This is a genomic window from Corynebacterium tuberculostearicum, from assembly GCF_013408445.1.
Taxonomy (GTDB): Bacteria; Actinomycetota; Actinomycetes; order Mycobacteriales; family Mycobacteriaceae; genus Corynebacterium; species Corynebacterium tuberculostearicum.
Genome location: NZ_JACBZL010000001.1, coordinates 2,210,463 through 2,234,689, shown reverse-complemented (window position 1 = coordinate 2,234,689; position 24,227 = coordinate 2,210,463). Strand labels below are relative to the sequence as shown.

General features: G+C 60.7%; 24 protein-coding genes. 3 read left to right on the top strand and 21 right to left on the bottom strand.

Features of this window, described 5'->3' with window-relative positions; genetic code table 11:
• The first annotated feature begins 36 nt into the window (after positions 1 to 36).
• Positions 37 to 1,179, top strand: a complete 1,143-nt coding sequence (locus BJ985_RS10550) for a sensor histidine kinase (RefSeq protein WP_179387406.1) — start codon at positions 37 to 39, stop codon at positions 1,177 to 1,179.
• The gene (locus BJ985_RS10545) at positions 1,176 to 1,811 is read left to right on the top strand and encodes a response regulator (RefSeq protein WP_179387405.1); all 636 of its coding nucleotides are present in this window, start codon (positions 1,176 to 1,178) and stop codon (positions 1,809 to 1,811) included. The genes BJ985_RS10550 and BJ985_RS10545 overlap by 4 nt, the downstream gene beginning before the upstream one ends.
• Positions 1,812 to 1,842: 31 nt before the next feature.
• On the opposite strand, the gene BJ985_RS10540 is transcribed toward BJ985_RS10545, so the two are convergent.
• The 12 genes from BJ985_RS10540 to BJ985_RS10485 form a co-directional block, all read right to left on the bottom strand.
• Entirely contained in the window at positions 1,843 to 3,306 is a 1,464-nt protein-coding gene (locus BJ985_RS10540) for a purple acid phosphatase family protein (RefSeq protein ID WP_179387404.1), read from the bottom strand.
• Positions 3,307 to 3,428: 122 nt separating this feature from the next.
• Positions 3,429 to 3,857: a hypothetical protein gene (locus BJ985_RS10535; RefSeq protein ID WP_005322709.1), complete on the bottom strand. Its 429-nt coding sequence runs from the start codon at positions 3,855 to 3,857 to the stop codon at positions 3,429 to 3,431.
• Between the two features lie 91 nt (positions 3,858 to 3,948).
• Positions 3,949 to 4,992, bottom strand: a complete 1,044-nt coding sequence (gene tsaD / locus BJ985_RS10530; RefSeq protein WP_179387403.1) for a tRNA (adenosine(37)-N6)-threonylcarbamoyltransferase complex transferase subunit TsaD — start codon at positions 4,990 to 4,992, stop codon at positions 3,949 to 3,951.
• Positions 4,993 to 5,001: 9 nt separating this feature from the next.
• A complete protein-coding gene (rimI, locus tag BJ985_RS10525) occupies positions 5,002 to 5,490 on the bottom strand; it encodes a ribosomal protein S18-alanine N-acetyltransferase (RefSeq protein WP_179387402.1) in 489 nt (162 codons plus the stop codon).
• Positions 5,487 to 6,194, bottom strand: coding sequence for a tRNA (adenosine(37)-N6)-threonylcarbamoyltransferase complex dimerization subunit type 1 TsaB (gene tsaB / locus BJ985_RS10520; protein WP_179387401.1), 708 nt, complete (start codon positions 6,192 to 6,194; stop codon positions 5,487 to 5,489). The genes rimI and tsaB overlap by 4 nt, the downstream gene beginning before the upstream one ends.
• Positions 6,194 to 6,703 carry a hypothetical protein gene (locus BJ985_RS10515; protein WP_005322717.1) on the bottom strand — a complete coding sequence of 170 codons (510 nt, stop codon included), beginning with the start codon at positions 6,701 to 6,703 and terminating at the stop codon, positions 6,194 to 6,196. Before BJ985_RS10515 ends, tsaB begins: the two co-directional genes overlap by 1 nt.
• Before the next feature lie 163 nt (positions 6,704 to 6,866).
• Positions 6,867 to 8,456 (bottom strand): aspartate:alanine exchanger family transporter, encoded by a 1,590-nt coding sequence (locus BJ985_RS10510; protein WP_179387619.1) that lies wholly within the window; start codon positions 8,454 to 8,456, stop codon positions 6,867 to 6,869.
• A gap of 89 nt (positions 8,457 to 8,545) precedes the next feature.
• Complete coding sequence (gene tsaE / locus BJ985_RS10505) at positions 8,546 to 9,046, bottom strand: tRNA (adenosine(37)-N6)-threonylcarbamoyltransferase complex ATPase subunit type 1 TsaE (RefSeq protein WP_179387618.1); 501 nt, start codon at positions 9,044 to 9,046, stop codon at positions 8,546 to 8,548.
• A complete protein-coding gene (gene alr, locus BJ985_RS10500) occupies positions 9,036 to 10,133 on the bottom strand; it encodes an alanine racemase (RefSeq protein ID WP_179387400.1) in 1,098 nt (365 codons plus the stop codon). Before alr ends, tsaE begins: the two co-directional genes overlap by 11 nt.
• Before the next feature lie 88 nt (positions 10,134 to 10,221).
• A complete protein-coding gene (locus tag BJ985_RS10495) occupies positions 10,222 to 11,745 on the bottom strand; it encodes an ABC-F family ATP-binding cassette domain-containing protein (protein WP_179387399.1) in 1,524 nt (507 codons plus the stop codon).
• A gap of 192 nt (positions 11,746 to 11,937) precedes the next feature.
• Positions 11,938 to 13,809, bottom strand: coding sequence for a glutamine--fructose-6-phosphate transaminase (isomerizing) (glmS, locus tag BJ985_RS10490; protein ID WP_005322735.1), 1,872 nt, complete (start codon positions 13,807 to 13,809; stop codon positions 11,938 to 11,940).
• Between the two features lie 96 nt (positions 13,810 to 13,905).
• Entirely contained in the window at positions 13,906 to 16,710 is a 2,805-nt protein-coding gene (locus tag BJ985_RS10485) for an FAD-binding and (Fe-S)-binding domain-containing protein (protein ID WP_179387398.1), read from the bottom strand.
• 206 nt (positions 16,711 to 16,916) lie between these two features.
• Here BJ985_RS10485 and BJ985_RS10480 point away from each other — a divergent pair, with 206 nt between their 5' ends.
• Complete coding sequence (locus BJ985_RS10480) at positions 16,917 to 17,750, top strand: dienelactone hydrolase family protein (RefSeq protein WP_005328042.1); 834 nt, start codon at positions 16,917 to 16,919, stop codon at positions 17,748 to 17,750.
• Between the two features lie 4 nt (positions 17,751 to 17,754).
• On the opposite strand, the gene BJ985_RS10475 is transcribed toward BJ985_RS10480, so the two are convergent.
• The 9 genes from BJ985_RS10475 to BJ985_RS10435 form a co-directional block, all read right to left on the bottom strand.
• A complete protein-coding gene (locus BJ985_RS10475) occupies positions 17,755 to 18,015 on the bottom strand; it encodes a hypothetical protein (protein ID WP_005322739.1) in 261 nt (86 codons plus the stop codon).
• Entirely contained in the window at positions 18,015 to 19,796 is a 1,782-nt protein-coding gene (locus BJ985_RS10470; protein WP_179387397.1) for a hypothetical protein, read from the bottom strand. Before BJ985_RS10470 ends, BJ985_RS10475 begins: the two co-directional genes overlap by 1 nt.
• Positions 19,793 to 20,107, bottom strand: a complete 315-nt coding sequence (locus BJ985_RS10465; RefSeq protein WP_040424875.1) for a hypothetical protein — start codon at positions 20,105 to 20,107, stop codon at positions 19,793 to 19,795. The genes BJ985_RS10470 and BJ985_RS10465 overlap by 4 nt, the downstream gene beginning before the upstream one ends.
• Before the next feature lie 112 nt (positions 20,108 to 20,219).
• On the bottom strand, positions 20,220 to 21,563 hold the full coding sequence (gene glmM / locus BJ985_RS10460) for a phosphoglucosamine mutase (protein WP_179387396.1): 1,344 nt from the start codon (positions 21,561 to 21,563) through the stop codon (positions 20,220 to 20,222).
• Between the two features lie 48 nt (positions 21,564 to 21,611).
• Positions 21,612 to 21,938, bottom strand: coding sequence for a type II toxin-antitoxin system HicB family antitoxin (locus BJ985_RS10455; RefSeq protein WP_005322743.1), 327 nt, complete (start codon positions 21,936 to 21,938; stop codon positions 21,612 to 21,614).
• A gap of 256 nt (positions 21,939 to 22,194) precedes the next feature.
• Positions 22,195 to 22,728 carry a 30S ribosomal protein S9 gene (gene rpsI, locus BJ985_RS10450; RefSeq protein WP_005322744.1) on the bottom strand — a complete coding sequence of 178 codons (534 nt, stop codon included), beginning with the start codon at positions 22,726 to 22,728 and terminating at the stop codon, positions 22,195 to 22,197.
• Positions 22,728 to 23,171: a 50S ribosomal protein L13 gene (gene rplM, locus BJ985_RS10445; RefSeq protein WP_034668278.1), complete on the bottom strand. Its 444-nt coding sequence runs from the start codon at positions 23,169 to 23,171 to the stop codon at positions 22,728 to 22,730. Before rplM ends, rpsI begins: the two co-directional genes overlap by 1 nt.
• 357 nt (positions 23,172 to 23,528) lie before the next feature.
• Positions 23,529 to 23,816, bottom strand: coding sequence for a WXG100 family type VII secretion target (locus BJ985_RS10440; RefSeq protein WP_005322746.1), 288 nt, complete (start codon positions 23,814 to 23,816; stop codon positions 23,529 to 23,531).
• Positions 23,817 to 23,885: 69 nt separating this feature from the next.
• Complete coding sequence (locus BJ985_RS10435) at positions 23,886 to 24,200, bottom strand: WXG100 family type VII secretion target (RefSeq protein ID WP_005328030.1); 315 nt, start codon at positions 24,198 to 24,200, stop codon at positions 23,886 to 23,888.
• Positions 24,201 to 24,227 lie beyond the last annotated feature (27 nt).

Sequence of the window (24,227 nt, the reverse complement as noted above, 5' to 3'; positions counted from 1 at the left end):
GCCCCACCCTGGGTAAGGCGGCTAGGCTCATGGGTTATGCGAACCCTCAAAGCCTGCGCGTGGAGCCTCGTCCTCGGCGCGCTATTTATCCCGGCGTTGGTGGTTTCGGTGCTGATGCTGCCGTGGATTCCCCTGGTGGGACGCGCCGCGGAATTTGTCGGCCGGTTGGGTGCGCGGTGGATGGGCATGGAGATCCCACCTCGGCGCGCAGGCCGGTGGTTTGATTGGCAGCAGTTTTATCACCTTATTGTGCAGCTATTGATTTCGGCTGCCTGCTTTGCCGCGTGGACTGCCGTGGGCTTTACGGCGGGCGTGCTGGCAATTGCGCCGTTCGTGCCAAATACCGAATTCTCCTTTGGCGGGTGGTCTACCTCCAACCGGCCGCTCATTTTCTTTACCTGCTGGCTTACCGCGGCGTTGCTGGTGGCTTTATTGGTAGGGCTTAACCGCCTGTTGGTCTTGGCCTCTACCTCGCTGACCCGGCTGGCGTTGAGCCCTTCGGCCGAGGAATTGGCGGCCTCGCGCGCCACGCTTATCGATGCCTTCTCCGGCGAGCGCCGCCGCATCGAGCGCGAGCTGCACGATGGCCCGCAGCAGTACCTCACTGCGCTCAAGCTCAACTTGGCCGCAGCGAAATTGCAGGCCCCTCCCGAGGCGCAACCGGCCCTGGCCGATGCGGAACATAATGCCTCATTGGCCTTAGCCTCCCTGCGGGCGACGGTGCGTGGCATTGCCCCGCAGGTGCTTTTCGACGCAGGACTTATCCCCGCCCTCGACGAACTCCTCGCCCACTCCGGGCTGGAGACCAAACTACACGTCGAAGGCGCCGAACGCTCCGTGGATGAGACCACTGCCCTGCTGGCTTACCACGCGGTAGCCGAGGCGCTTACCAATGCGTCCAAGCACGGCGCGGCCACCCAGGCGACGGTAACAGTTGCTTTTGGGGACACACTGCGCTTAGACATCGTTGATAATGGCACCGGACCCTGCCCCGGCCCCGGAGCTGACCTCGGCCACACGGACAAGGAGCTAGCTGGGTCGGGCACCGGTCTCGCCGGGCTGCGCGAACGCGCCGCCGCACTGGGCGGAACGGTGAACTTTTCGGCAGCAGATGACGCGGCTGCGCGCGAACGCGGTGGTCGGCTGCAGGTCGAATTACCGCTGAAGGAGGCGGAATGAAACTACTACTGGCGGAAGACTCCGCGCTGCTGCGCGCGGGGCTCAAGCAGCTACTTAGCGCCTTGGGCCACAGCGTTACGGCGGCCACGGATGCCGAAGAACTGCGCGCTATTGCCGGGCAGGAAGATTTTGACCTGATTATCAGCGATGTGCGCATGCCACCGACCATGACCGACGATGGCTTGCGCGCCGTGCATGACCTGCGAGCGGCCAATCCCACCCAACCGGTGGTGGTGTTGAGCCAATACGTAGCGGCAAGCTACCTCGACCGGCTCTTGGAGCACGGCGGCTTTGGCTACCTGCTCAAGGAGCGCGTTTCTGATGTGGAAGAATTCGTGCGCACGCTAGACGAGGTCGCGCGCGGCGGCACCGTGGTGGACCCAGAGGTGGTCACTGCGCTGCTGTCGGCGCGGCGTACTGGTTTAGCCCAGCTCACCGCCCGCGAGCGGGAGGTACTGGGGCTTATGGCCCAAGGATTGAGCAATAAAGAAATTGAAGACACGCTCGTTCTTACCGCCGGAGCGGTAAGCAAGCATGTCTCCAATGTGTTTATGAAGCTCGGGTTTCGGCCCGAGGATTCCAACCGGCGGGTCAAGGCCGTATTGGCGTGGCTGCGCCATACGGAGCGCTAGCCACACCCGCCACACCCAGGCGCGATGCTAGTTACTTCTTCGAGCTGAGCCCGCCGAAAATATCGCTGGAGCTCAGGGAGCTGCCGCCCTCCGGATCCTTAGGCACCTCTGGGGTGTCTGGGTCGGTGGACTCGGTGGAGTCGGCGGGGTCGGTGGCGTCGTCGGCAGGCGCAGCGCCGCGGTCCTTCTTCTTGAGCGAGACCTTGTCCACCAGCGTGTTATCGCCTTCGTTGAAGGTGGTGAAGGTGAGCTTGTCATCGGAGACGTCCACGCGCATGTAGTCCTCGGTGTAGTCCTGGCGCCACATGGCGGTGGATTCGTGGGCGAGCTTCGGATCGATGGTCTCCATGCGCGCGCCCTTGTGCTTCTTATTGTTGACGTCGGTGAAGTCGTAGTACTTGCCGCCGCCCGCGGTGGTGGTGGTCAGGTACAGCGCCTCGCCATCCTTGGGCTCGAGCACGTCGCCGCGCTGCGGCTTCTTTTCAGGCAGGACCGGCTTATTGTTCTTCATCAGGTGGCTGCGGGTGTAGATGTGGTCGTGGCCGGAGAGCACGGCATCGACATTGAGTTCAGACAGCACCGGGGTAAGCTTCTCGCGCAGGTTGGTGACGTCCTTATCAAAGTGATGCGAGCCCTGGGAGTACGGGCCGTGGTGCATGCCGACGACGATCCAGTCATTATCCGCGCCGCGGGATTCGATGGCCTCGCGCAGGAACTGCTCGTGGCGGGCGATATCGGCGTCGGAAGAAGCATTGGAGTCCAGGCCGATGAAGAGTACGTTATTGCGCTCGAAGTAGTGGTCGCGGATATCGTCCGCCTGATGCGGGTTGGAGAAATGCTCATCATGATGCTTCATGGTGAGGTTATAAGTCTCGTGATTGCCCGGGACCGTGTTGGTGGGGATGTGACGGATCTCCGGGGCGGAGAAGTACGCATCGTACTGCGGTACCTGCGCACCCCAGCCCTCAACCTGGTCACCCAGGGACCAGATCATGCTGGCATTCGGCACGTGGGAGGCCGCGTGACCAATGGTCTTGCGCCACTGTTCGGCTTGGTCATCCACCTTGAGGTCCACGCCGATCTGCGGGTCGGCGACGGTAAGGAAGGACCAGTCATCGCCGTTGGAGCCGGTGTTGAAGGTCTCTGGTTCGGACCAGCCGCCTTCCTCGGAGCCGACGCGGTAGGAGTACTCCGTATCCGGCTGCAGGTCGGTGGCGGTGGCGAACTGGGACTTGTACAGCAAGGCGCCAAAGTCGCGCTCGTCGGCTTGGAAGGTCGTGGTGCCTTCTGGGCCGGTAACCTCGAGGACCTCGTCTGCCTTGGACTTGGTGCGCCAAGTGACCATGACCTGGGATTCATCCTCGCCCGGTTGCAGGATGGTGCGGTAGATGGGCGAGTCAGCGGCCAGCGCCGGGGTGGCGGGCACGATGGCGGCGGCGCCACCCACGGCGAGGGCGGTGGCGAAGGAGGCGACGAAGCGCGATGAACGAAGCATACAGTTTTCACCTTTGGAGTCTTAGAAGAAGCGGTACGGCTCCCTAGAACACCATAAGAATGTGAACACCGTATTACGGGCGCGCGAAAAGCGCTTGAACCCTACCTGTGAGGGGCTGGGGTTTAGAGGCTCTTATCGGAGTTGATAACGGCCGCGCGCCAGAGGGTGTATTCCTCCGGGTTATCTTCGCGGTAGTTCTTCACTGCGCGAATACCCTGCTCCACAGACTCGATAACGGCATCGATGGTGGTGTCTTCGCCCTCGGCATCAACGAAAATGACGGGGCCACAGATGGAGCGAATGGGGTCCTGCAGGAAGGCGGCGTTGCCGGTGGCGGCTGCGTTGCGCGCCAGGGAGGCTACCGGGTTCGGCTCGGCGCCTTCGGCCTTGGCTTCCGGGTTGTAGAGCGCGGCGTAGGTGGTGCCGTCTTCCTGGAAAACAACGGAGACGCGGTCCTCGGTGGTGCCGCCCAAGAACTGGTTGGCGTGCTCCAGCTCGAACTCTAGCTTGCGGCGGGTGAGATCAGGGTTGACAAGGAAACCGACGGTCATGAGAGAAAGCTCCTTCAGAAAGCCAAGAGGGCATGAACGCTCTTTAGAGTACCGGCCCCATGCCTCGCCTGCAGCGCGAGCGAGAAGAACTTTAGGTTAACTGCGGCTCTTCCACATCCAGCTGGGTATCGGTGCCAACGCCGAGGCCAGAGGGCCGGGCGCCTTCGTGGATGAGTTGCGCGCCGATGGCCGCGATCATCACGCCGTTATCGGTGCACAGGGAAAAGCGCGGCACACGCAGTTCCACCCCGGCGGCGGCGCAGCGCTCGGCGGCCAACTCGCGCAGTCGAGAATTAGCGGCCACGCCGCCTCCCAATAGCAGCACGCGGGCGCCGGTGTCCTCGCAGGCACGCACGGCCTTGGCGGTCAGGACATCGGCCACGGCTTCTTGGAAGCTGGCGCAGACATCTTCCACGCTGATGGTCTCCCCTGCCTTTTCGGCGCGCTCCACGTAGCGAGCCACGGAAGTCTTGAGCCCGGAGAAGGAAAAGTCGTGGCGATGCGGGCCGCGCAGATCCTCGGCGCGGGACATGCCGCGCGGGAAATCGATGGTGGCTTCGCCGCGGGCGGCGAACTTATCGATCACCGGACCGCCCGGGTAGCCCAAACCAAGGAGGCGGGAGACTTTGTCGTAGGCTTCACCGGCGGCGTCGTCAAGCGTAGAGCCCAGCTCGCGCATGGGCTTGCCGACGGCCTCTACTTCCAACAGCTGCGTATGCCCGCCCGAGACCAAGAGGGCCACCGAGTGCGGCAGCTCTTTGCCTTCCAGGTTGGCCACGGCAACGTGGCCGCCCAGGTGGTTAACGCCGTAGAAAGGCACGCCCCAGGCCGCGGCATAGGCCTTGGCGGCCGAGGCTCCCACCAGCAAGGCACCGGCTAGACCCGGCCCCACGGTGGCGGCGATGGCATCCGGCTTTTCGATGCCCGCCTCATTCAGCGCCGCCTGCATCACCTGCGGCATGGCCTCAAGGTGGGCACGGGAGGCGATTTCCGGGACGACGCCGCCGAAACGCGCGTGCTGCTCCATGGAGGAAGCAACGGCGTTAGCGATGATCTCCATGTGGCCGTCCTCGCGCAGCTCGACGATGCCCACGCCGGTTTCATCGCAGGAGGACTCGATACCCATGATCTTCATGACTGCTCCTTAATCTTCTGGGCGATCGGACTGACGCGGGCGCACCATCACGTGCGCATCCGCCCCGGAAGGTTGGTAATAGTTCTTGCGGATCCCCTGCTTGGCAAAGCCGTAGCGCTCATACAGGCCAATAGCGGGATCATTGCCCACGCGAACCTCGAGGAAGACCGGGGCGTCCTTGAGATCCGCGATATGGCAGATATTGTCCATCATCATCCGCGCGATGCCGCGGCGCTGCGCGGCGGGGTCGACGCCAATGGTGTGGATTTCAAACTCCGGGTCCGCGGCCGGTCCCATCATGCCGATGCCCGCATAGCCCAAAAGCTTTACGGGCTCCGGTTCCTCGATCGCGCCTTCCACCCCGAGATAGAAGTTGAAGGGCTGGGCCATTTCTTCCCGGAAAATCCGGCTGGACCACGGGGTTTCGCCTGGGAAAAGGACCTCTTCCAGCTCGGCGCACCGAGGTGCATCGGCCGGGGTTAGCTCGCGTAGCTTCACAGCTCGACCTTGGGGATGGCGGCAGAAAGCTGTTGCTGCTTTGGCGGGACCGCATCTGGGCGGCGTAGGTACAGCGGCACGACGGGAGCCGGTTCTGCCTCGAGGTCGGCCGCGGCAACGAGGGCCGTCGCACTCGGATGGGCCGCGCGGTGTGGAACGGTGGCAAGCTTCTCGGGGAGTTGCTCAGCAAGGCGGTCAGGAATGATGACCTCGGCGGTGGAGGCAAGTTCCACCTCGAGTTCGGCCGGTTTCGTCACCGCGGGGCCAGAAATGCGCTGCACACCGGAGTCGGTAACGCGATAAGTGGCCCAGTAGATCTCTTTGCGGCGAGCATCGGTAGCTACCAAGGCGGTCGCTTCGTCGGCCGCGGCGGCAGGTTCTACGTCGAGCTCGGCGGCGGCCGCGATGGCATCGTGGGTGCAGATGCCGTGGAGGGGGATCGAGAGGGCGTCGGCAAGCGCGGAGGCCGTCGCCATCCCCACGCGCAACCCGGTAAATGGCCCCGGGCCCACACCGGTGACCACCGCATCGAGGTCGGAAAACTCCATGCCCGCCTCTGCGAGGACCTCGGTGATGGTAGGAATGAGCAGTTCATTATGCGCGCGGGTATCCTCCAGCACGCGCTCGGTGGTCTGCCCGGTGACGGTATCCACTACCCCGGTAACCAGGGCGGTGGTAGCCGTATCAATCGCGAGGACGCGCATTAGGCAACCATCTTCCAGGTGCCATCCTCGCGCTGGAAGCCCAGCGGCTGGGTGCCCTGGATCATGGGCACGCCGCCATCAAGGCTCTGGCCCTGCTGCTCCATGGCCTTGATCTGCATGTCAATCATCTCGCACACCTCGACCTTTTCCGGATCCAGCTCTTCGATGAAGGGCTTAGCGCTCTGGGAGATGGCTACCGCGTAGCTCTTGCCTTCCGGCACCGCACCATCTTCAAAGGTGATGTTCTCGGTATCGATCTGTGCCTCTTTAACCTTGTCTTCACGCATGCCTGGGCAGATGAAACCAATGGCAGGGTATTCCTCGCCATAGACGTCGGTGGGCATGACGGTCATGACCTCCAAGTTATTTGGCGCCTTGGCCAGCGTGGAGGAGAGGTTTCCCTCCAAGTGGTTATCCTCGCGCAGCGTGGAGGAGGCAAGAAGAACCATCATGACAACGATAAAGATGGCGATGATGACGGCAGTGAGGTTGCGAGCGAATTTAGTCATGGGGTGAGTATGGCTCCTTGAAAAATGTTTAAGTTTCAGGCGGGCGGCGGTAATACTGGCAACCGATGCTACCTGGTTAACCGCAACACAAAACCCACAGGGTAGTGCCTGCCAGTGTAGGCGTGCGACCCTGTGGGTGAGTAATTAACGCGAGATATTGCCGCTATAGCAACAACAGGAGCAATACCTGCGAGGCAATAATCTTGCCGATAATTGTGGTGGGATAGACCGTGGCCCATCCGCGGCCGGCCAGCTCGGTGCCGGTTTGATCACGAATGTAGGCAAAGACTGCCGGGTTGGTGGTCATGCCAGCCGCACAGCCCATGGCCTCGTCCCACTTCAGCTTGAGCACCAGCATGCCGATGACGCCGATCAAGATGGCGGAGACCAGCGTAATGATAAGGCCCACGCCCATGATGGTCAGGGAGGATGGATCCGTCAGGGCATCACGGAAGGAGGCGCCGGCCGAGGTACCCACGCCAGCCAGGAACAAGGTAAGGCCCATATTGGACAAGGTCTCACGGGTTTGGAAGGGCATCTGCCAGTTCAACGGGCCGGTACGGTTGAGGTAGCCCAAGAGCAGGCCGACGACCACGGGGCCGCCACCGAAGCCCAGCTGCAGGGTAGAACCACCCGGCATCGGAATCGGAATGAGGCCAAGCAGCATACCCAAGGTCAGGCCGATAGCCATGGACAGCAGGTCCGCATTACCCAACGCGGCCTCAGAGTCACCGAGGTACTTGCGCACGTACGGCAGGCGGCTCGGGCTGGTGACCACGCGAACGCGATCCGAGTAGTTGAGCACAGTGTCTGGGTGCGGGACGAGGTCCTTATCGCCCTTACGGATACGAGCGATGATAAAGCCGTGGTCGAGGGCCTTGATCTCGCGGATGGACTTACCGGCAATTTCCGGGTTGGACACGGTAACGCGGGTGTATTTAAGCCCAGCGTCCTCGGTCAGCTCCACCGGGTGTTCCTCACCCAAGACCTCAATGGCCTTATCGACGGCCTCTTCGGAGCCGTTGAGCAGGTAGGCCTCCCCCTCGCACAGTGGCATTTCCGGGACTGCGAGGCGGTGGCGCTCCTCATCGGAGATGATACGAGTAGCCACTACGGTTTGGCCGGTAACGCGGTAGATATGGCCAGCGGTGTCATTGAAGTTCTTGGTCAGGCGCACGCCTTTGGCTACGAGCTCGGCGGGAATCATGCCCTCTGCGCGGGCATCTTCCTCATGGTTGGCTTTGACAACCTTGGCGCCGATGGCGGCGACGAGAATCGCGCCAATCACCGCGCCTGGGTAGGCCAAGGAGTAACCGACGACCGGGGTGGAATCGCCCACCATTTCCACCACGGCAGCCATGCCCGGCGTGGAGGAGAGCGAACCGGCGAACATACCGACAGCCTCTGGCACGCTCATGCCAAAGGCACGGATAAGGCCATAGCCAACGGCGACCAAAATAACCAGCATGCCCAGCATAAAGACGGTGAGCTTCCAGCCGCGGGTTTTAAACTCACGGACAAAGGAAGGCCCGAAATTGAGGCCAATGGCATAAACGAAGATCGCCAGGCCAAATTGATAGACCAGCGGCGGAATTTGGATATCAGGATTGGCAGTAGATAGACCCAGTGCCACAAACATCGCGGCCGCGGCACCGAGAGAGATGCCGAAGATCTTGATCTTGCCAATCGCTAGACCCACCGCCATGATGACGAAGAGAGATAGCAAAGGACTTGAGGCGAGAAAATTCAACACCATAATAGAATTACGTAGTGGTTATACCCGGATCAAATCAGCGGTCTGGGATATTCATCACTTAAATCACTTTTATATACAGAGATGTGCTATACACCATTTTTCCAAGACCATGTGAAGCGGCGAACATCTTCGTCTGCGCCGGCATACTCTGCCGGCTCGCGGTCGATACTGACAAATAGGTAGCGCTCCGCAATCTGCTCTACTAGTCCCCCGCCCCATTCGGCAATAACCACGGCGTCCTCTAGCTCCGTGTCCAGATCCAGCGCGTCGAGCTCCCCTAGCGGATCCCCAGAATTAGCGCCGCCTTCATCGAGCAGGCGGTAGGCATCAACGTGCACAAGGTCCGGTCCGCCCACCGTTGAGCGGTGCACGCGGGCGATAACAAAGGTCGGCGAAGTAACTCGCCCTTTGACCTGCATGCCCTTGGCGACGCCCTGCGTTAGCGTCGTCTTCCCCGCCCCCAACGGCCCATCCAGGATCACTACATCGCCGGCTTCAAGCGCCGCACCCAGCTCTTCACCAAAGGCATAGGTTTCCTCCACCGTGGATAGGTCACGGCTGCCGGATTCCGGAAAACTACTGCGCATCATCTTCTCCTATGTATTCGCGTTCGGTGCGGCCATCGGGCAGGCACACCACCTCATAGTTAATGGTTCCTGCGGCAGCGGCGAGATCCCTGGCCGATACTCCCCCGTTGCCAAAGATCACGGCGTCTTGCCCCGTGTCCACGCCATGCGGGTTCTCGCCTAAGTCCACCACGATCTGATCCATACAGATACGGCCTACTTGCGGGTAAAGGTACCCACCAATGCCCACGTGCAAGTCGCCCTGATAGCCGCGCGGCAGGCCATCGGCATAGCCACAGTCCACTGTGGCCAAAAATCCCGACTTATCCGCCTTCCAGGTCAATCCGTAGCACGTGCCCTCACCCGGTTTAATGGGCTTGACATTAAAAATCTGCCCGGACCAGGTCATGGCCGGGCGCAAGCCGTGTTCGCGTCCTTCAATAGGCTCCAAGCCATAGCAGGCGGCGCCTACGCGCACCTGCTCGAAATAAGAGGACGGACGTGTCAACACTGCGGGCGAATTGGCCAGGTGATTGACTGGACACTCCAAACCAATCTCACGCGCGAGCTGCAGGGCCGTGCGGAACGCCTCCTCTTGGGCGTCATTGTGCGGATTATCCGGCTCATCGGCGCACGCAAAGTGGGACATGAGCCCGAGCACCTTGATGTGCGGGGCATCGCGCAACACCTTAAAGGTCTCTGCCCAATCCTCTTCATCCACACCGGAGCGGTGCATGCCGGTTTCCACCTTGATGTACACCTCAGCAGGAAAATCGGCCTTGACCAGCTTATGTGCCTGCTCAAGGGAGTTGACCGCTACCTCGATTCCATTGGCCAAGGCTTCTTCGAGGATTTCGTCTGTTTGCCAAATCCACGCCACGATGGGCGCATCCACGCCCGCGCGGCGCAGGTCCACCGCCTCCCGCAAGGTGGCCACGCCAAAGCAATCCGCGCCGGCACGCGCCATCACCGGCACAACCTTGGCCGCGCCGTGCCCATAGGCATCGGCCTTGACCACGCACATGAGCTTGACCTCAGGCCCCACCTTTTCCTTGATGAGGCGGACGTTGTGCGCAATGGCGGAGAGATCAATCGTGGTTTTCAGCATGCCCACCATTGTGCCACTGCTCACCCTTGGGCTGAATTCGGGCAGGGTGTGGCGCACTGACTCGCGATACCTCCACCTTGGAGTCGGCTCATCCAATGTCCTCTATAGAAACTTGCCTCGTAAGTTTTATCCGCGAGCAGAAATCTTCATCATGACTCACCACTAGCAATGCGCCCCGATAGTTTTTCAAGACTGAGACCAACCAATCAACAGTTGAAATATCGATGTTGTTAGTCGGCTCATCGAGCATTAGCAATTGCGGCGCCGGATCCGCTAAGAGCACTCTGGCGAATTCCGCCCTAAATCTTTCGCCTCCCGAGAGGGTCCCTGTCAACGCATGAACCGAGTCAGATTGAAATAACAACTGAGCTAGCTGATCACGGATGAACTGCGGATCCTCTCGTGGATTCGCGTTGGTAACCACGTCCCATACGCTTAGAGAAGGATCTAATCCAATTCGTTGACGCAAATACCCCGAGTTGCCGATCACGTAGCCCGCCTCACCGGAGTTAATTCGGTTTAAGAGCGTGGTCTTGCCACTTCCATTTGGTCCTGACAAGCGCACCCGTTCTGGGCCGACAATCGTCAGCCCGGGAATCGAAATAACCCGCTTTCCTTCCGGCAGCTCAGTTTGTGGCAGCTCGATATAGACCGAATCATCATCTCGTATGTTTCGCTCAGCTCGAGCTAAAGAGCGTTGGGCCGCTTCAACTGCGCCTGAATGGATCTGCGCTCTGCGCGATGCCGTCTTTTCGGATCGCTGCTTATCAAGCTTCATCGTCATGCCTGGTTTGCGCTTCGACTCCGCGAACTTCTTTCCACGGCGCGCATCACGCGCAATCCGTGTCTGCATTGCTTGTCGTTCGCGGAGTTGCTGCTTATAAGTCGCCTTGGCGGTAGATACTGCTTTTTGAGCTACTTCCTGCTCTGCATTAATCGTGGCTAGGTAGTCGGAATAGTTGCCTTGGAAGAAGCGTAGGTTTCCATCCCTTAATTCCGCTACCTCGGAAACTACATCCAACAGGTCTTTGTCATGGCTTACCACTAGCACCGGCGCCGTGGCATTTACCAACATATCTTTCAGATGCTTCTTAGCAGTTCCGTCGAGGTTATTGGTCGGTTCATCGAGGATAATGAAATCCGGCTCAGACAAGAACACCGCCACCAAAGCGACGCGGACCGCTTCACCTCCAGAGAGGCTTTTGATAGGGCGGTCCAACGGGATATCCAATCCGGCGGCGGAAAGGGCAGCGGCAATGCGCTCGCCGACGTCCCATTGCTCCCCAATTAACTCATAGAGTTCTGGTTCATACTCACCGGCTTCGACTGCGGAAATCGCCGTGAGCACTTGGGTGACACCGAAGATGTCTGCTACTACATCATTTTCATTCCAAGCAAGGTCTTGTGGCAGGTACGCTATCGATTCCGGCTTTTCCACCGTTCCAGCAGTAGGCAAGATTTTGCCAAGGATGACGTTTAACAGAGTTGTCTTTCCTGCACCATTATCCCCAATCAGCGCAGTTAAAGGGCCAGAAAAGGCACCGTTTAGGCCACTGAAGCAGGTTGTACCATCGGGCCATACTAGGGAAAGGTCGTTCAATAAAATAGGCATGCTTAAATCCGTTCTTTCTTTAGTGTTTTACGCAAAAACACGACGGATGAGCACTGCCTACTCCTTTCACCGACAACAATTGCTCCCAATAGCATAACAGATTCAAGCTTCAAAGAAATGCCAAAGCCCCCTTACCTCCCACGCAAGAAACGCGGCAAGTAAGGGGGCTTAACTAGTACCGTTCGGCGTGGATTACTCCACGGTCACGGACTTGGCCAGGTTACGTGGCTGGTCAACGTCGTAGCCCTTGGACTTTGCTACATGGGCGGCGAAGATCTGCAGCGGCACGGTGGCCAGCAGCGGCTGCATGAGGGTCGGCGCCTTCGGGATGCGGATGACGTGGTTAGCGTAATCCTCCACGGCGGTATCGCCTTCTTCCGCAATCACGATGGTGATGGCACCGCGGGCGCGGATCTCCTGGATATTGGAAACGACCTTGGAGTGCAGGGAGTCGCGGCCGCGCGGGGACGGCACGATAACGAAGACCGGCTGGCCTTCCTCAATCAGTGCAATCGGGCCGTGCTTGAGCTCGCCGGCGGCAAAGCCCTCGGCGTGCAGGTAGGCGATCTCCTTGAGCTTGAGCGCGCCTTCAAGAGCTACAGGGAAGCCGACGTGGCGGCCCAGGAAGAGCACGGATTCCGCATCCTTCATGGAGTTGGCCAGGTTGGCCACCTGGTCCTCTTCGTCGATGACGTTTTGGACCTTGTCCGGCATGTGGCGCAGCTCAGCGAGAACGCTCTGGATTTCATCGGCGAACATGTTGCCGCGCAGCTGGGCCAGGTAGAGGCCAAGCAGGTAGGTGGCGGTGATCTGTGCCAGGAAGGCCTTGGTGGAGGCCACGGCGATTTCCGGACCGGCGTGGGTGTAGAGCGCGGCATCGGATTCGCGCGGAATGGACGAGCCCTGGGTATTGCAGATGGCAATAACCTTGGCGCCCTGCTGGCGGGCGTGGCGCACGGCCATCAGGGTATCCATGGTCTCGCCGGACTGGGACAGGGCGACGACGAGGGTCTTTTCGTTCACGATCGGATCGCGGTAGCGGAACTCGTGGGCGAGCTCGACCTCGGTAGGAATGCGGCACCAGTGCTCGATGGCATAGCGTGCCACGTGGCCGGCGTAGGCGGCGGTACCGCAAGCGATGACGATGATCTTGTCGATGGACTTCAACACGGTCTCATCGATGCGCAGATCATCGAGAGCCAGCTGGCCCTGTTCATCGAAGCGGCCGAGCAGGGTATCGCGCACAGCGGCGGGCTGGTCGTGGATTTCCTTTTCCATGAAGGAATCGAAGCCACCCTTTTCGGCAGCGGCGGCATCCCACTTGATTTCAAAAGGCTTGCCCTGTGCAGGGTTGCCCGCATAATCGGTGATTTCTACCTCGTCGGCGGTGATGGTCACGACCTGGTCGTTGTCCATCTCCACGGCGGACTTGGTGTAATCGATGAAGCCAGATACGTCGGAGCCGAGGAAGTTCTCGCCCTCGCCCAGGCCGATAACCAGCGGCGAGTCGCGGCGAGCGGCAACGATGCGATCGGCCTGCTCGGCGTGGATGGCCAGCAGGGTGAATGCGCCCTCGAGGCGGGAGCAGGTCAGCTGCATTGCCTTGGTGAGGTCACCAGCGGCCTCGTTGTGGAAGACATCGCCCAGCAACGTAGCGGCAACCTCAGTGTCGGTCTCGGAAACGAAGTTGTAGCCCTTGTTCAAAAGCTCGGACTTGAGCTCGGCAAAGTTCTCAATGATGCCGTTGTGCACCACGGCCAGCTTGCCGCCATCGACCACGTGCGGGTGCGCATTCAGGTCGGTAGGGCCACCATGGGTAGCCCAGCGGGTATGGCCAATGCCCAGCACGGAGTCTGGCAACGGGCGGGCCTCAATCTCAGCATCCAGCGCAGCGACCTTACCGGCCTTCTTGCGCCAGCTAATGTCCCCATCGGCGTACATTGCTACGCCAGCGGAGTCATAGCCGCGGTATTCCAAACGGCGCAGCCCTTCCAAGACTACGTCGAGGGCGAAGTAATCACGGTCACCACCAGCGTGACCAATATATCCAACAATTCCACACATGGTTGCTGATTTTACAGCACGGGGAAGAAACCTCTAGGCGGGCGGGGCGTCGGCAAGCGGGGGCATAGCGCCCCGCCCGCTAGTGCGCTGGGAAAACTAGCGCGTCGCCTGCTCCAAAAGTTCCAGAATGTGGTGATAATCCTCGCCGGTAGCACGGGTCAAGCCGAGCTCGCAGGTGCGGTTGGTCGAGGCGTGATACTGCGCCCCGATTTCCTTGACTTGCGCTGCTTCGGCGCGCGTTGCGGCGTCGGTTAGCTCCGGGTGGAGCATGCCGCGATCGCCGGCATAGCCACAGCAATTCCAGTCAGTGGGAATGTGTACCTCGGCCGCGGCGGCGCGGGCTACCTTCTCCACATCTTCCATCATGCCCAGCTGGAAGGCAGAGCAGGTGGGGTGCACGGTCACGGAAGCCGCGGGGTTCTTGACCGCAAGCTGCGGCAGGAGGGTATCGGCCGTAAAGCTAATGGCGTCAAGAACGGTAATGCCTACCGACTCCAACATGTCCTTGAATCCGGCGGTACAGCTGCTGGCGTCCACGATGACCGGCAGGCGCGCACCATCGGTGGCCTCCATGACGATATCGCGCACGCGCTGCTCCATCGCATCGTGGCCGGCCTGCATGCCCTTGGACGCCCATGGGGTGCCACAGCAGAGCTTGTCGATGCCCTCCGGAACCTCCAGCGCTACCCCGGCGCGCTCCAAGAGAGTCACGAAGGAATCGGTAGTGCCTTTGCCACCGCCCTGCGGGCCAAACATGGTGTTCACGCAGGCTGGCAGGTAAATTCCGGTGGTCTGCGCGTAGCGGTCACCCACGCGCCCGGCCAAGCGGCCGCGGGACTTGCCGCCCTTGCCCAGCTCCGGCTGGTACTGCGGCAGGTTATCGGTGCCGATGAGGCTGCGGCCCACATCGGTGACCTTCTTGACCAGCTCGGTGGGCAGCAGGTGCGCGCCGGTGAGCGCCAGCCCGGCGCCTTGGCTAACCACCTGCCAATTCTTGGCGGCAGCGCCCCACAGCTTCTGCTGCGCCGGCTGGGCCTCCTCGCGGCGCAGGCGCTTGATGAACTTGCCGGTATCGATACCTACCGGGCAGGCGGTGCGGCACATGGAATCCACCGCGCAGGTCTCGATGCCCATGTATTCATAGGCCTCATCCAGCTCGGCTACGAGCTGGCTATCGCCGGCTTCTTCCGCGCGCTTGCGGGCGCGGCGCACCACAATGCGTTGGCGTGGGGTAAGCGTGAGATCACGCGACGGGCAGACCGGCTCGCAGTAGCCGCACTCCACGCAGCGGTCCACTTCCTCTTCCACGGTGGGGTTGAGCTTGATGTTTTTGATGTGCGCATCGGGGTCATCGTCCAAGATGACGCCCGGGTTCATCGTGTTGCTGGGATCGCAGGCCCGCTTGAGTTCCTGCATGACCGCGTAAAGCTCGTCGCCATACTGGCGGCGTACATACGGCGCCATGGCGCGGCCGGTGCCGTGCTCGGCCTTGAGGTTGCCCTCGGCCGAGAGAACCAAGTCCACCATGCCCTCGTTGAAGTCGTTATACCGACCGATAGCGTCATCGCCTTCAAAGCGGTCCGTGAGCAGGAAGTGGATATTGCCGTCCTTAGCGTGGCCGAAGATAACGGCGTCGTCATAGCCATAGCGGGCAAAGAGTTCCTGCAGGGAAGAACAGGTATCAGCCAAGTCCCCCACGGGCACGACGATGTCTTCCAAAAGCGCGGTTGTACCGGACGGGCGCGCCTCAGCGACCTGGGCATACAGGCCCTTGCGGAAGCTCCATGCGGTATTGCGCGAAGCGGCATCGGCCGAGAAGGCAGCCGGCGATTGCAGCGGCAGCTCGCGCAGGAGCTGCGAGCCCTTGCCTTCCTTCTCGCGCAGTTCTTCTTCCGCGTCGGCATGGTACTCAATGAGCAGTGCGGCCTGCTTGTCCACATCGAATCCGGTGATGGCCTGCGGGACCTTATCAAAGCCTTGGCCTACGCGGATCGAGGCAGAGTCCATTAGCTCCAGGGTGGCCGCCCCGGTATCTAGCAGGGCCGGCAGGGACTTGGTGGCGGCGGTGAGGTCATCAAAGACAGCCACCGTGGTGGTGGTCAGCTTGGAAATCGGCACCGTGCGGAATACCGCTTCTGCAATGAAGGCCAGGGTTCCCTCCGAGCCGATGAGCAGGTGCTCAAAGAGCTTGACCGGACTATCAAAATCCAGGAAGGAATTGAGGCCATAGCCCATCGTGTTTTTCAGCTGGAAGTGGCGGCGGATGATGTCCACGGACTCCTGGTTATCGCGCACGCGACGCTGCAGGCGGGTGAGCGTTTCCACCAGCTCCGGTTCCTGCTCTTGGAACTGCCGGTCTGCATCCGCATCGGCGGTATTGATCACGGTGCCGGTAGGCAGCACGAAGGTTAGCGATTCCAGAGTGTTATACGTATTGAGCTCGGTACCGCAGGCCATGCCGGAGGAGTTATTGGCCACTACGCCACCGATGGTGCAGGCAGATTCACTGGCCGGATCCGGGCCGAGCTTGCGGTTGCGCAGGCCCAGGCGGGCGTTGACCTGGCGCACCGTGGCGCCGGGCTGGACGCGCACGCGCTTGCCCTCATCCAGCACCTCGATGCCGCGGAAGTGCTTGCGCACGTCCACCAGGTAACCATCGCCGGAAGCCTGGCCGGCAAGGGAGGTACCGCCGGAGCGCAGGGTGACCGGAACATTCTGCTGCCGGCCCGCGCGGAAGATGGCGGCCACGTGCTCGGCCGAGCGGGCCTCAATGACCGCCTTAGGGGTGTACAGGTAATGCGAGGCATCGGAGGCATGTGCCACGCGGTCAATGACCTCGGTCTTTACCTCCATCCCATAACGAGTAGAAAGTTCTTCTACATCAACGACGCCGGTAGTCATGTACCGCAGCCCGCCTTCCCAGAAATAAATAGAGTATGTAGTTGCCCACACATTGCACTCCCCTGCGCAAAGGCGCGCAAGTTAGGAGGGGCTTAGGAAAGCCTTTCCACCACACCCGCGGCTCGGCTGGGTACTACGCAGACATTTCTCAGATAAACCCGCACCCTTTCCCGCCTAGCGGGTGATCTTCATCTATCCTTGAATGCGTGTCTGCGAATTTGAATAAACATCTAGCAACGTTGTCGAAGCGCGGTCGCAACCGAGTTTTGGTTGGCGACCTTGACTATGCCGGAGTCACCGGCAAGGTTTATACCCCTGCGGAGGGCCAAAGCCTGCCCGCCGTGGCCTTTGGCCATGACTGGATGCACAAGATTAAGGATTACCACGCCACCCTGCGCCACCTGGCTAGCTGGGGCATCGTCGTGGTAGCCCCCGATTCCGAGACCGGCCCCTTCCCTAACCACCGCAACCTGGCCGCGGATATGGAATCCGCGCTGCAGATTGCCGCTGGGGTAAAGCTTGGCGCTGGCAATATTACGGTCTCCCCGGGCAAGCTCGGCATGATTGGCCACGGCATGGGTGGTGGCACGGCCGTGCTTGGCGCCTTGGATAACCAGAAGGTCGCCGCCGTCGCCGCGATTTACCCTTCCATCACCGCGCCGTCTGCGGTGCAGGCAGCCCGCCGCATTACTACCCCGGGCTTGGTCATTGGTGCCGGCCAGGAAGACATTTTCAATGCCGGCAACCCCGCCAAGCTGGCCCATAACTGGAATGGCCCAGTCTGCTTCCGCGCCATCGACAAGGGCAGCCACGCCGGCTTTACCGAAGATCGCCTGCGCAAGCTGGCCATCGGCACCGCCGCCTTCCAGTCCGGCCCTACCGAAATCGCCCGCGGCTTGGTCACCGGCTTCCTGCTGGCCACCCTCAATGGCGATTCCACCTATGACGCCTTTGCGGATCCAGAGGCGAGCGCCAAGAAGGTCGAAAGCCTCGTAGGCGAGGACTTGGCCGAGCGCGCCGGCGTCACCCGCGACGCCTAAGGTATTAGCCCCGCCGCAGCACAGATTGCACCTGCCCCGACGCGTTCCTTGAGCGCGCCGGGGCAGCGCCATATCGTGGCCTTGGCACCGCCGCCGCTTGCCGACGCCCCACCTGCCCCTTCTCCCTTCGCGCCTCTTGCATGGCTTTATCCGCAGACTTTTCTAGCTCGTCTTGCGCTTTCGCCAGCGTTTTTTCAAATTCCAGCAGGCGTTTAGCCGTCCTTTCCCGAAAGCCCTGCGCAAATTCTGCGAAGTCGTTATTCATTACCACTGACCTGCCTTTCGTGCCTTAATGGTTGGTTCTTCTGGCGCCGGTGCCGCCTCCTGCTGCGGCGCTGGTGCCGGTGCTGGCGCTTCTTCTGGAGCCGGCTGCGGTGCCGGGGCCGGCTCCGGTGCCGGTGCTGGTTCAGGAGCCGGAGCAGGGGCTGGTGACGGTGCCTCTGCTGGACCGGCCGCCTGGAGGTGTGCCACCTTTTCTGGTGGCGGCGTTGGCTCCTCTACCTGAGACAGCTCAGGAGGCGGCGCCATTACGCCATCATCACCAGCTGGCTCCGGCTCCGGTTCGGGCTCAGGCTTAGGGTCCGGGCAGGGATCAGGTTCTGGCTCTGGCTCAGGCTCAGGGACGGGGTCCGGTTCGGGCTCTTGCACCGGGCAATCCGCCTCGGACATGTGCTCCAGGCACTGCGCGGCGCCTTCCACAATGAGGCCCACGCCTACTAAAGCGATTCCGGCCCCTACCAGGCCGAGGCTGCCGCTGCAGGAGGATTCAATTTCACAGCCTTCTGAGCTGGTTTGGGTCGTTTCCACACATTCTTCGGTACTTTCCGCGGTATTTTCCGGGCAGAGCGTTTCCTCGCCTGCGCCCGATCCAGAAGCGGGTTCCGTATCCATGTCTGGTTTAGGTTTCGGCTCAGGCTGAGGTTCAGGTTCCGGGCACGGTTCTTCTACTTGCTGTGGCTGTTCTGGCGGCTCCTGCGGCGGAATGATCTCTGCCTGTGCCGGCTTGGTTATCTCTACTTCGCGCTGGGACTGCGCTGGTCGCTCGGTAAATGGTTGCTCGGTGCACTCATTGCAGTGGCAGCCGAGACCGTGTTCTGCAGTGGTCTCCGTGTGCACTTCCGTCTTGGAGGATTGCTCCGGCTCGGGCTCGGGGCATTCCTTTGGCGGGACGGGTGGTGGCGAAGGAGGCGTCGGCTGTGGCGGCGCGGAAGTCGTCTGGCTCGATTCTCGCTTTGAGTCAGGCTCCGGCATGGGCTTGGGCTCTGGTGGGCACTCCACCTGGGCCGGCTCGGTGGGCTGCGAGGGCGGGGGCGGGCACTCTTCCTTCGGCATCGGCTTAGTGGGAGTAGGAGTCTCCGGGCATTGTTCTACCGGTGCGGGGCAGGCGTCATCTGTAGGTTTAGCTGGCGTCGGGCATTCTTCCGGCATTGGGCGCTCACAGACGCATTCGCAGCGCGATTCAAACTCGTTATAGCAGGACTCAATCGCATCATCGCGGTCACGGCAGGTGCTAGCGATATTGTGATTCGTCTCTTCGATAACGCGCCCGCCAATGGTGGAAAGAATCGGGATGATAAACCTGGCCAGGGGGTGCTTGGTAGCCACCATGGACAAGATATTCAGCAGTGGGATGACCGCAGAGATGAGCTCGGTAAGGGCGGTGTCGGAGACATCGACGACGTCGGCAATAGCGCCCGAGCACTGCTCCGCCGAACTGGTGAGATGGGCGGCATCCTGGCGGTCAATGTCGAAGTCTTCCTGCACGCCGCACAGGTGCTCGCGCATGGCGCCTTGAGCAACCTCGGAATCATCTTGCTGCAAATAGCCCGCTAGTCCAGCACCGCCTCCCTGCGGGCGGTTGCCGCCCACGGCCGCAACGGTGTTTTTCACCAGGTTTTCGGGCGCGATGCCATCCACCGCACCGACTAGCTCTCCCAGTAGGTTCATCGGCATGCTGGGGCCCGAGTAGCTTCCCAAGCATGCGAACTGGAATTGGGAAATCGCGTTGGAATAGTCCCCCAACAGGGATTTTGTCAGCGTACTCACTTGCTGTCCGCCTCCCCGCCGCGTGCAAAGGAGCTGCCGAAGGACTCATCAAAATCAGCAATGGCGCGCACCTGTTCATGGGCGGCGTGGGCGGTGGCGGATAAATTATCCAACCTCTGCCCGCCGCGCTCATGGATGCGCGCCAAGACATCACGAATGCGCTCACCGTGGCCGCCAAAGTTGCGTCCAGCCGCGGCCACCGGAAAATCCGGCACCTCGGCCCGGTGAGCATCGCGTTGTTCGTCGTTATCGGCTACGACCTGCCGTAGTGCGGACATCGCCTCCAAGGGGCGAAGAAAAACCTCAGACACTGGTGTATTCCCCCAAATCCATATGCGGTAAAAGTTCTCACCTTCATTGGACTGGGGATTGCGCCAAATGGTTCCCTAGGATGCCAAAATTCTTCCGCACCCGGCAGTTGCGCTAGACCGAGGAAACGATGGCGGAAAGCCTCCCGGCAACCTTGCGTGCCTGCTCCTTATCGGCAGCCTCCACCATGACGCGGAAAACCTCCTCGGTGCCGGAGGGACGCAACAGGACGCGGCCGGTTTCGCCGAGTTCTTCCTCGGCCTGGGCAATGGCTTCTTGTACTTCGGGGGCGTCCATGATGACACCCTTATCAGAAACCGGCACGTTAATGAGGACCTGCGGCAGCACGGTCATCACCGATGCCAATTCCTTTAGGGACTTCCCGGACTTGGCCATGCGCGCCATGATGGACAGGCCAGTAAGCGTGCCGTCGCCAGTCGTGCAATCATCTGGCAACACGACGTGACCAGACTGCTCGCCGCCCAAGGAGAAATCGCCGCGGTTGAGCTCTTCCAGTACGTAGCGGTCGCCTACTGCGGTATGGCGCACTTCGATGCCTTGCTCCTGCATGGCTAGCTTCAGGCCCAGGTTAGACATGACGGTTGCTACCAGAGTGTTGTAGCGCAGGTCATTATCCTCCTTCATGCCTACGGCCAGCAGGGCCATAATCTGGTCACCGTCAACAACATTGCCCTCGGCGTCCACAGCCAGGCAACGGTCGGCGTCGCCATCGTGCGCCAAGCCCAGATCGGCGCCATGCTCGACGACGGCCGCCTGTGCCTTTTCAATGTGCGTCGAACCGCAGTCCTCATTGATATTGAAGGCATTCGGCTTGTTGTGGATAGCAATAACCTCTGCGCCAGCCGCCTCGTAGGCGATCGGAGCAACCTTGGAAGCCGCACCATTGGCGGTGTCTACGACCACCTTGATGCCGCCCAGGTCGGTGGAGACCACTTCCTTCAAGTGGTTGAGGTAGCGCTCGCGTCCGTCCGGAGCCTCCGAGATGATGCGGCCCAACTTGGTGCCGGTCGGGCCATCCTCGGTGAGGTTTTCCATGGTGGCCTGAATCTGATCTTCTACCTCGTCTGGTAGCTTCTTACCACCTGCGGAGAAGAACTTGATGCCGTTGTCTGGCATCGGGTTGTGGGAGGCGGAAATCATCACGCCCAAATCCGCACCATAGTCATCCGTCAGGTAGGCAATCGCCGGCGTCGGCAGCACGCCCACGCGCACCACGTCCACGCCGCGGGAAGCCAGCCCGGACGCAATCGCTGCATCCAGCATCTCGCCAGAAACACGCGGGTCGCGGCCAATAATGGCCAGCGGCTGGCGCTCATAGGATTCGCGCTTGGCGGTAAATACCTCTGCAGCGGCCTGGCCTAGTTGCAAGGCCAGAATTGGGGTCAGCTTCTTGTTCGCGAGGCCGCGAACGCCATCGGTTCCAAAAAGTCGAGTCATGCAATCAATTATGCACTCCTGTGCCCATCGATTGCATGTTGGGGCGGTCTAGGCGGAGGCAAGCTTCTGGTTTATCAATGCGTTGAGTGAAATTCCTTCCGTCCTAGCTTCCATTACTAGTTTGCGATGCAGCGACGGAGAGGTTCGAACGTTGAATTTTCCCGAATATGAACGAGCCCCCAGCGGTTGTGGGATGACTTCCCCTGAAACCTGCATATCTTCTACTACTTCCGCGACCAACTTCAGAAGTTCCTGCTCTGCACAGCTACGATCAGAATCCAGCCACGATAGTGAAGGAAACTCGGCAACCGTCGCCACGAACTCATTGTCCTCTTCAGACCAGAAGACTTGATAGGTGTATTTGCTGACGTCCATTTTTATCTTCTTTCTTGCTCGGTTTGAAGCATTTGTACAGCTTGAAGAAGTTCCGAAAAGGTGGCTTTTGCTGGACTTCTTTTCTTGTTGGCCAAGATTTCTTCTACGCTGCTACCCACAACTAATCAGTACCGCATATGGTACTACCATGCAGAGGTGTCGTTCTCCCCTGCCGAAGCTCAAAACGACGAAAGCCGCCGCCTCCCAAAGGAAGCAGCGGCTTTGCGTTGCGCTTGCGCGCGCAGTAGAAGCGAGATTAACGCTTGGAGTACTGCGGTGCGCGACGTGCCTTGTGCAGACCAGCCTTCTTACGCTCAACTGCACGAGCATCTCGGGTGAGCAGACCAGCCTTCTTGAGGGCGGTGCGGTCAGCCGGGTTGTAGATGTTCAGTGCACGAGCGATAGCCAGACGCAGGGCGCCAGCCTGACCGGTTGGGCCGCCGCCGTTAACGGTGACCTTGAGGTCGAACTGGTTCTCGCGCTCCAGGAGGGTCAGCGGCAGCAGGATGTCCTGCTGGTGCAGCTTGTTCGGGAAGTACTCGCCGAACTCGCGGCCGTTAACCACGATCTGGCCGGAGCCAGCAACGAGGCGAACACGTGCGACGGCGCGCTTACGGCGACCGACGGTCTGGATCGGGCCCTCGTGTACCGGAGCGGCAGCCTCGACCTCTTCGGTCTCGGCCGGTGCGATGGAATCACCGATGGTGTTGGTGAACTCTTCGGTAGCGGCGCTTGCTGCAGCGATGTCAGCAGCGTCGGCTACGTTGTTGTCGATGTTCTGCTCAGACATTACTGTGCCACCTGCTTAAACTCGAAGGTTTCCGGCTTCTGGCCGGCGTACGGGTGCTCTTCGCCTGCGAAGACGTGCAGCTTCTTGATGGAAGCGCGGGAGAGCTTGTTGTGCGGCATCATGCCGGCAACGGATTCTTCGATAACGCGAACCGGGTTGGCGTCCAAAGACTGACCCAGGGTCATGGACTTCAGGCCGCCCGGGTAACCGGAGTGGCGGTAGCGCATCTCACGGCCGCGCTTGGTGGAAGAAACGTGGATCTTGTCAGCGTTGATGATGATGACGTGGTCACCAGCGTCAACGTTCGGTGCGAACTGTGGCTTGTGCTTGCCGCGCAGCAGGTCTGCAACGGTGGAAGCGAGCTTGCCCAGCACCACATCAGTAGCGTCGATGACGTACCACTTGCGGGTGATGTCACCGCTCTTTGGGTGGAAAGTAGACAATTTGACTCCTTGAAAGTCTGTCTCGGAACTGCCGGCCAGCGCTAAGCATCCATTCACTCCCGTACAGCGGCCGGTGGAGACCTGCAGGGAGCGCTTCGCCAGCTGCTTGCCGACGAGCGAACACATAGGTTTCCTACCCTACTTGCTCACCTGCCCAAAGACCAAAACGCCGAAACCGGCACCTTCCGCCGCTCAAACGGGAGGTGCCGGCTCGTGGGTACGGACTAGAAAAAGGAATAGCCACGCTGGTTTCTTGGCCAAGGCTGCGGCTGCGTCCGCCTCCTGCCACGCGGGTGTGGTCAGTGGCACCGCAGCCCTGACGGGGACCGCGTGGAACCGTGCAATCAGGGTGTGGTTTTAACCCCAGCTTGCAGCGGCGCGACGGTTGACGTCGCTCATTGCATCGTTGCCTTGCGAAACGGTCTTGGAGATGGTGGCCAGCACGGTGTTGAGTTCCTGGGACGCCTTGTCCCACTTGGCCTGCGCTTGGTTATAAGCCACGGCGGACTCGCCCTCCCAGGTGCTTACCATCGGCTGCAGGCGCGCCTTCAGGTCTGCCAGAGTGCTGTTGATGCGGCCAGAGGTGGCGTTGATATCGGCTGCGGCGGAAGAAATGGCACCGAATTCGTACTTGATCTCGGACATGTGGTGGTGGATTCCCTTCTGTGAATCTATAGCTTTGAGGCTGCGGACTAGTGAAGTGTGCGGTGCGGTTTAGAGGGCGAGGCCGCCGCCCACGTTGGAGAAGGCCTGGGTGTTTTCGGCTTCCACGTTGTCGAAGTTGTGGGCGTTGCTGCGGATATTGTCAGAGATTGAGGCCAAGGCCTCGCGCAGCTGCTGTGCAGAGGTGTTGTAGCGCTGCATCAGGTCATCGAAGGAGACCTGGGCCTGGCCAACCCAGCTGCCGCGGACGGAGTCGACGACGCCCTGCAGGCGGGTGAGCTCGCCTTGGACTTCATCGTTGGTGTTATCGACTTTGCCAGCGGTGGCAACCATGACATCGGCTTGTGTCTTGAAAGTCTGAGACATAAGAGTGCGCCCCTCCTTAGGGCGGAT

What these genes read in the sequence shown, in the direction of transcription:
- BJ985_RS10550 (WP_179387406.1), top strand. Translation starts at nt 37, where the DNA reads ATGCGAACCCTCAAAGCCTGCGCGTGGAGCCTCGTCCTCGGCGCGCTA.
- BJ985_RS10545 (WP_179387405.1), top strand. Translation starts at nt 1,176, where the DNA reads ATGAAACTACTACTGGCGGAAGACTCCGCGCTGCTGCGCGCGGGGCTC.
- BJ985_RS10540 (WP_179387404.1), bottom strand. Translation starts at nt 3,306, where the DNA reads ATGCTTCGTTCATCGCGCTTCGTCGCCTCCTTCGCCACCGCCCTCGCC.
- BJ985_RS10535 (WP_005322709.1), bottom strand. Translation starts at nt 3,857, where the DNA reads ATGACCGTCGGTTTCCTTGTCAACCCTGATCTCACCCGCCGCAAGCTA.
- tsaD (WP_179387403.1), bottom strand. Translation starts at nt 4,992, where the DNA reads ATGAAGATCATGGGTATCGAGTCCTCCTGCGATGAAACCGGCGTGGGC.
- tsaB (WP_179387401.1), bottom strand. Translation starts at nt 6,194, where the DNA reads ATGCGCGTCCTCGCGATTGATACGGCTACCACCGCCCTGGTTACCGGG.
- BJ985_RS10515 (WP_005322717.1), bottom strand. Translation starts at nt 6,703, where the DNA reads ATGACTAAATTCGCTCGCAACCTCACTGCCGTCATCATCGCCATCTTT.
- tsaE (WP_179387618.1), bottom strand. Translation starts at nt 9,046, where the DNA reads ATGCGCAGTAGTTTTCCGGAATCCGGCAGCCGTGACCTATCCACGGTG.
- alr (WP_179387400.1), bottom strand. Translation starts at nt 10,133, where the DNA reads ATGCTGAAAACCACGATTGATCTCTCCGCCATTGCGCACAACGTCCGC.
- BJ985_RS10495 (WP_179387399.1), bottom strand. Translation starts at nt 11,745, where the DNA reads ATGCCTATTTTATTGAACGACCTTTCCCTAGTATGGCCCGATGGTACA.
- glmS (WP_005322735.1), bottom strand. Translation starts at nt 13,809, where the DNA reads ATGTGTGGAATTGTTGGATATATTGGTCACGCTGGTGGTGACCGTGAT.
- BJ985_RS10485 (WP_179387398.1), bottom strand. Translation starts at nt 16,710, where the DNA reads ATGACTACCGGCGTCGTTGATGTAGAAGAACTTTCTACTCGTTATGGG.
- BJ985_RS10475 (WP_005322739.1), bottom strand. Translation starts at nt 18,015, where the DNA reads ATGAATAACGACTTCGCAGAATTTGCGCAGGGCTTTCGGGAAAGGACG.
- glmM (WP_179387396.1), bottom strand. Translation starts at nt 21,563, where the DNA reads ATGACTCGACTTTTTGGAACCGATGGCGTTCGCGGCCTCGCGAACAAG.
- BJ985_RS10455 (WP_005322743.1), bottom strand. Translation starts at nt 21,938, where the DNA reads ATGGACGTCAGCAAATACACCTATCAAGTCTTCTGGTCTGAAGAGGAC.
- rpsI (WP_005322744.1), bottom strand. Translation starts at nt 22,728, where the DNA reads ATGTCTGAGCAGAACATCGACAACAACGTAGCCGACGCTGCTGACATC.
- BJ985_RS10440 (WP_005322746.1), bottom strand. Translation starts at nt 23,816, where the DNA reads ATGTCCGAGATCAAGTACGAATTCGGTGCCATTTCTTCCGCCGCAGCC.
- BJ985_RS10435 (WP_005328030.1), bottom strand. Translation starts at nt 24,200, where the DNA reads ATGTCTCAGACTTTCAAGACACAAGCCGATGTCATGGTTGCCACCGCT.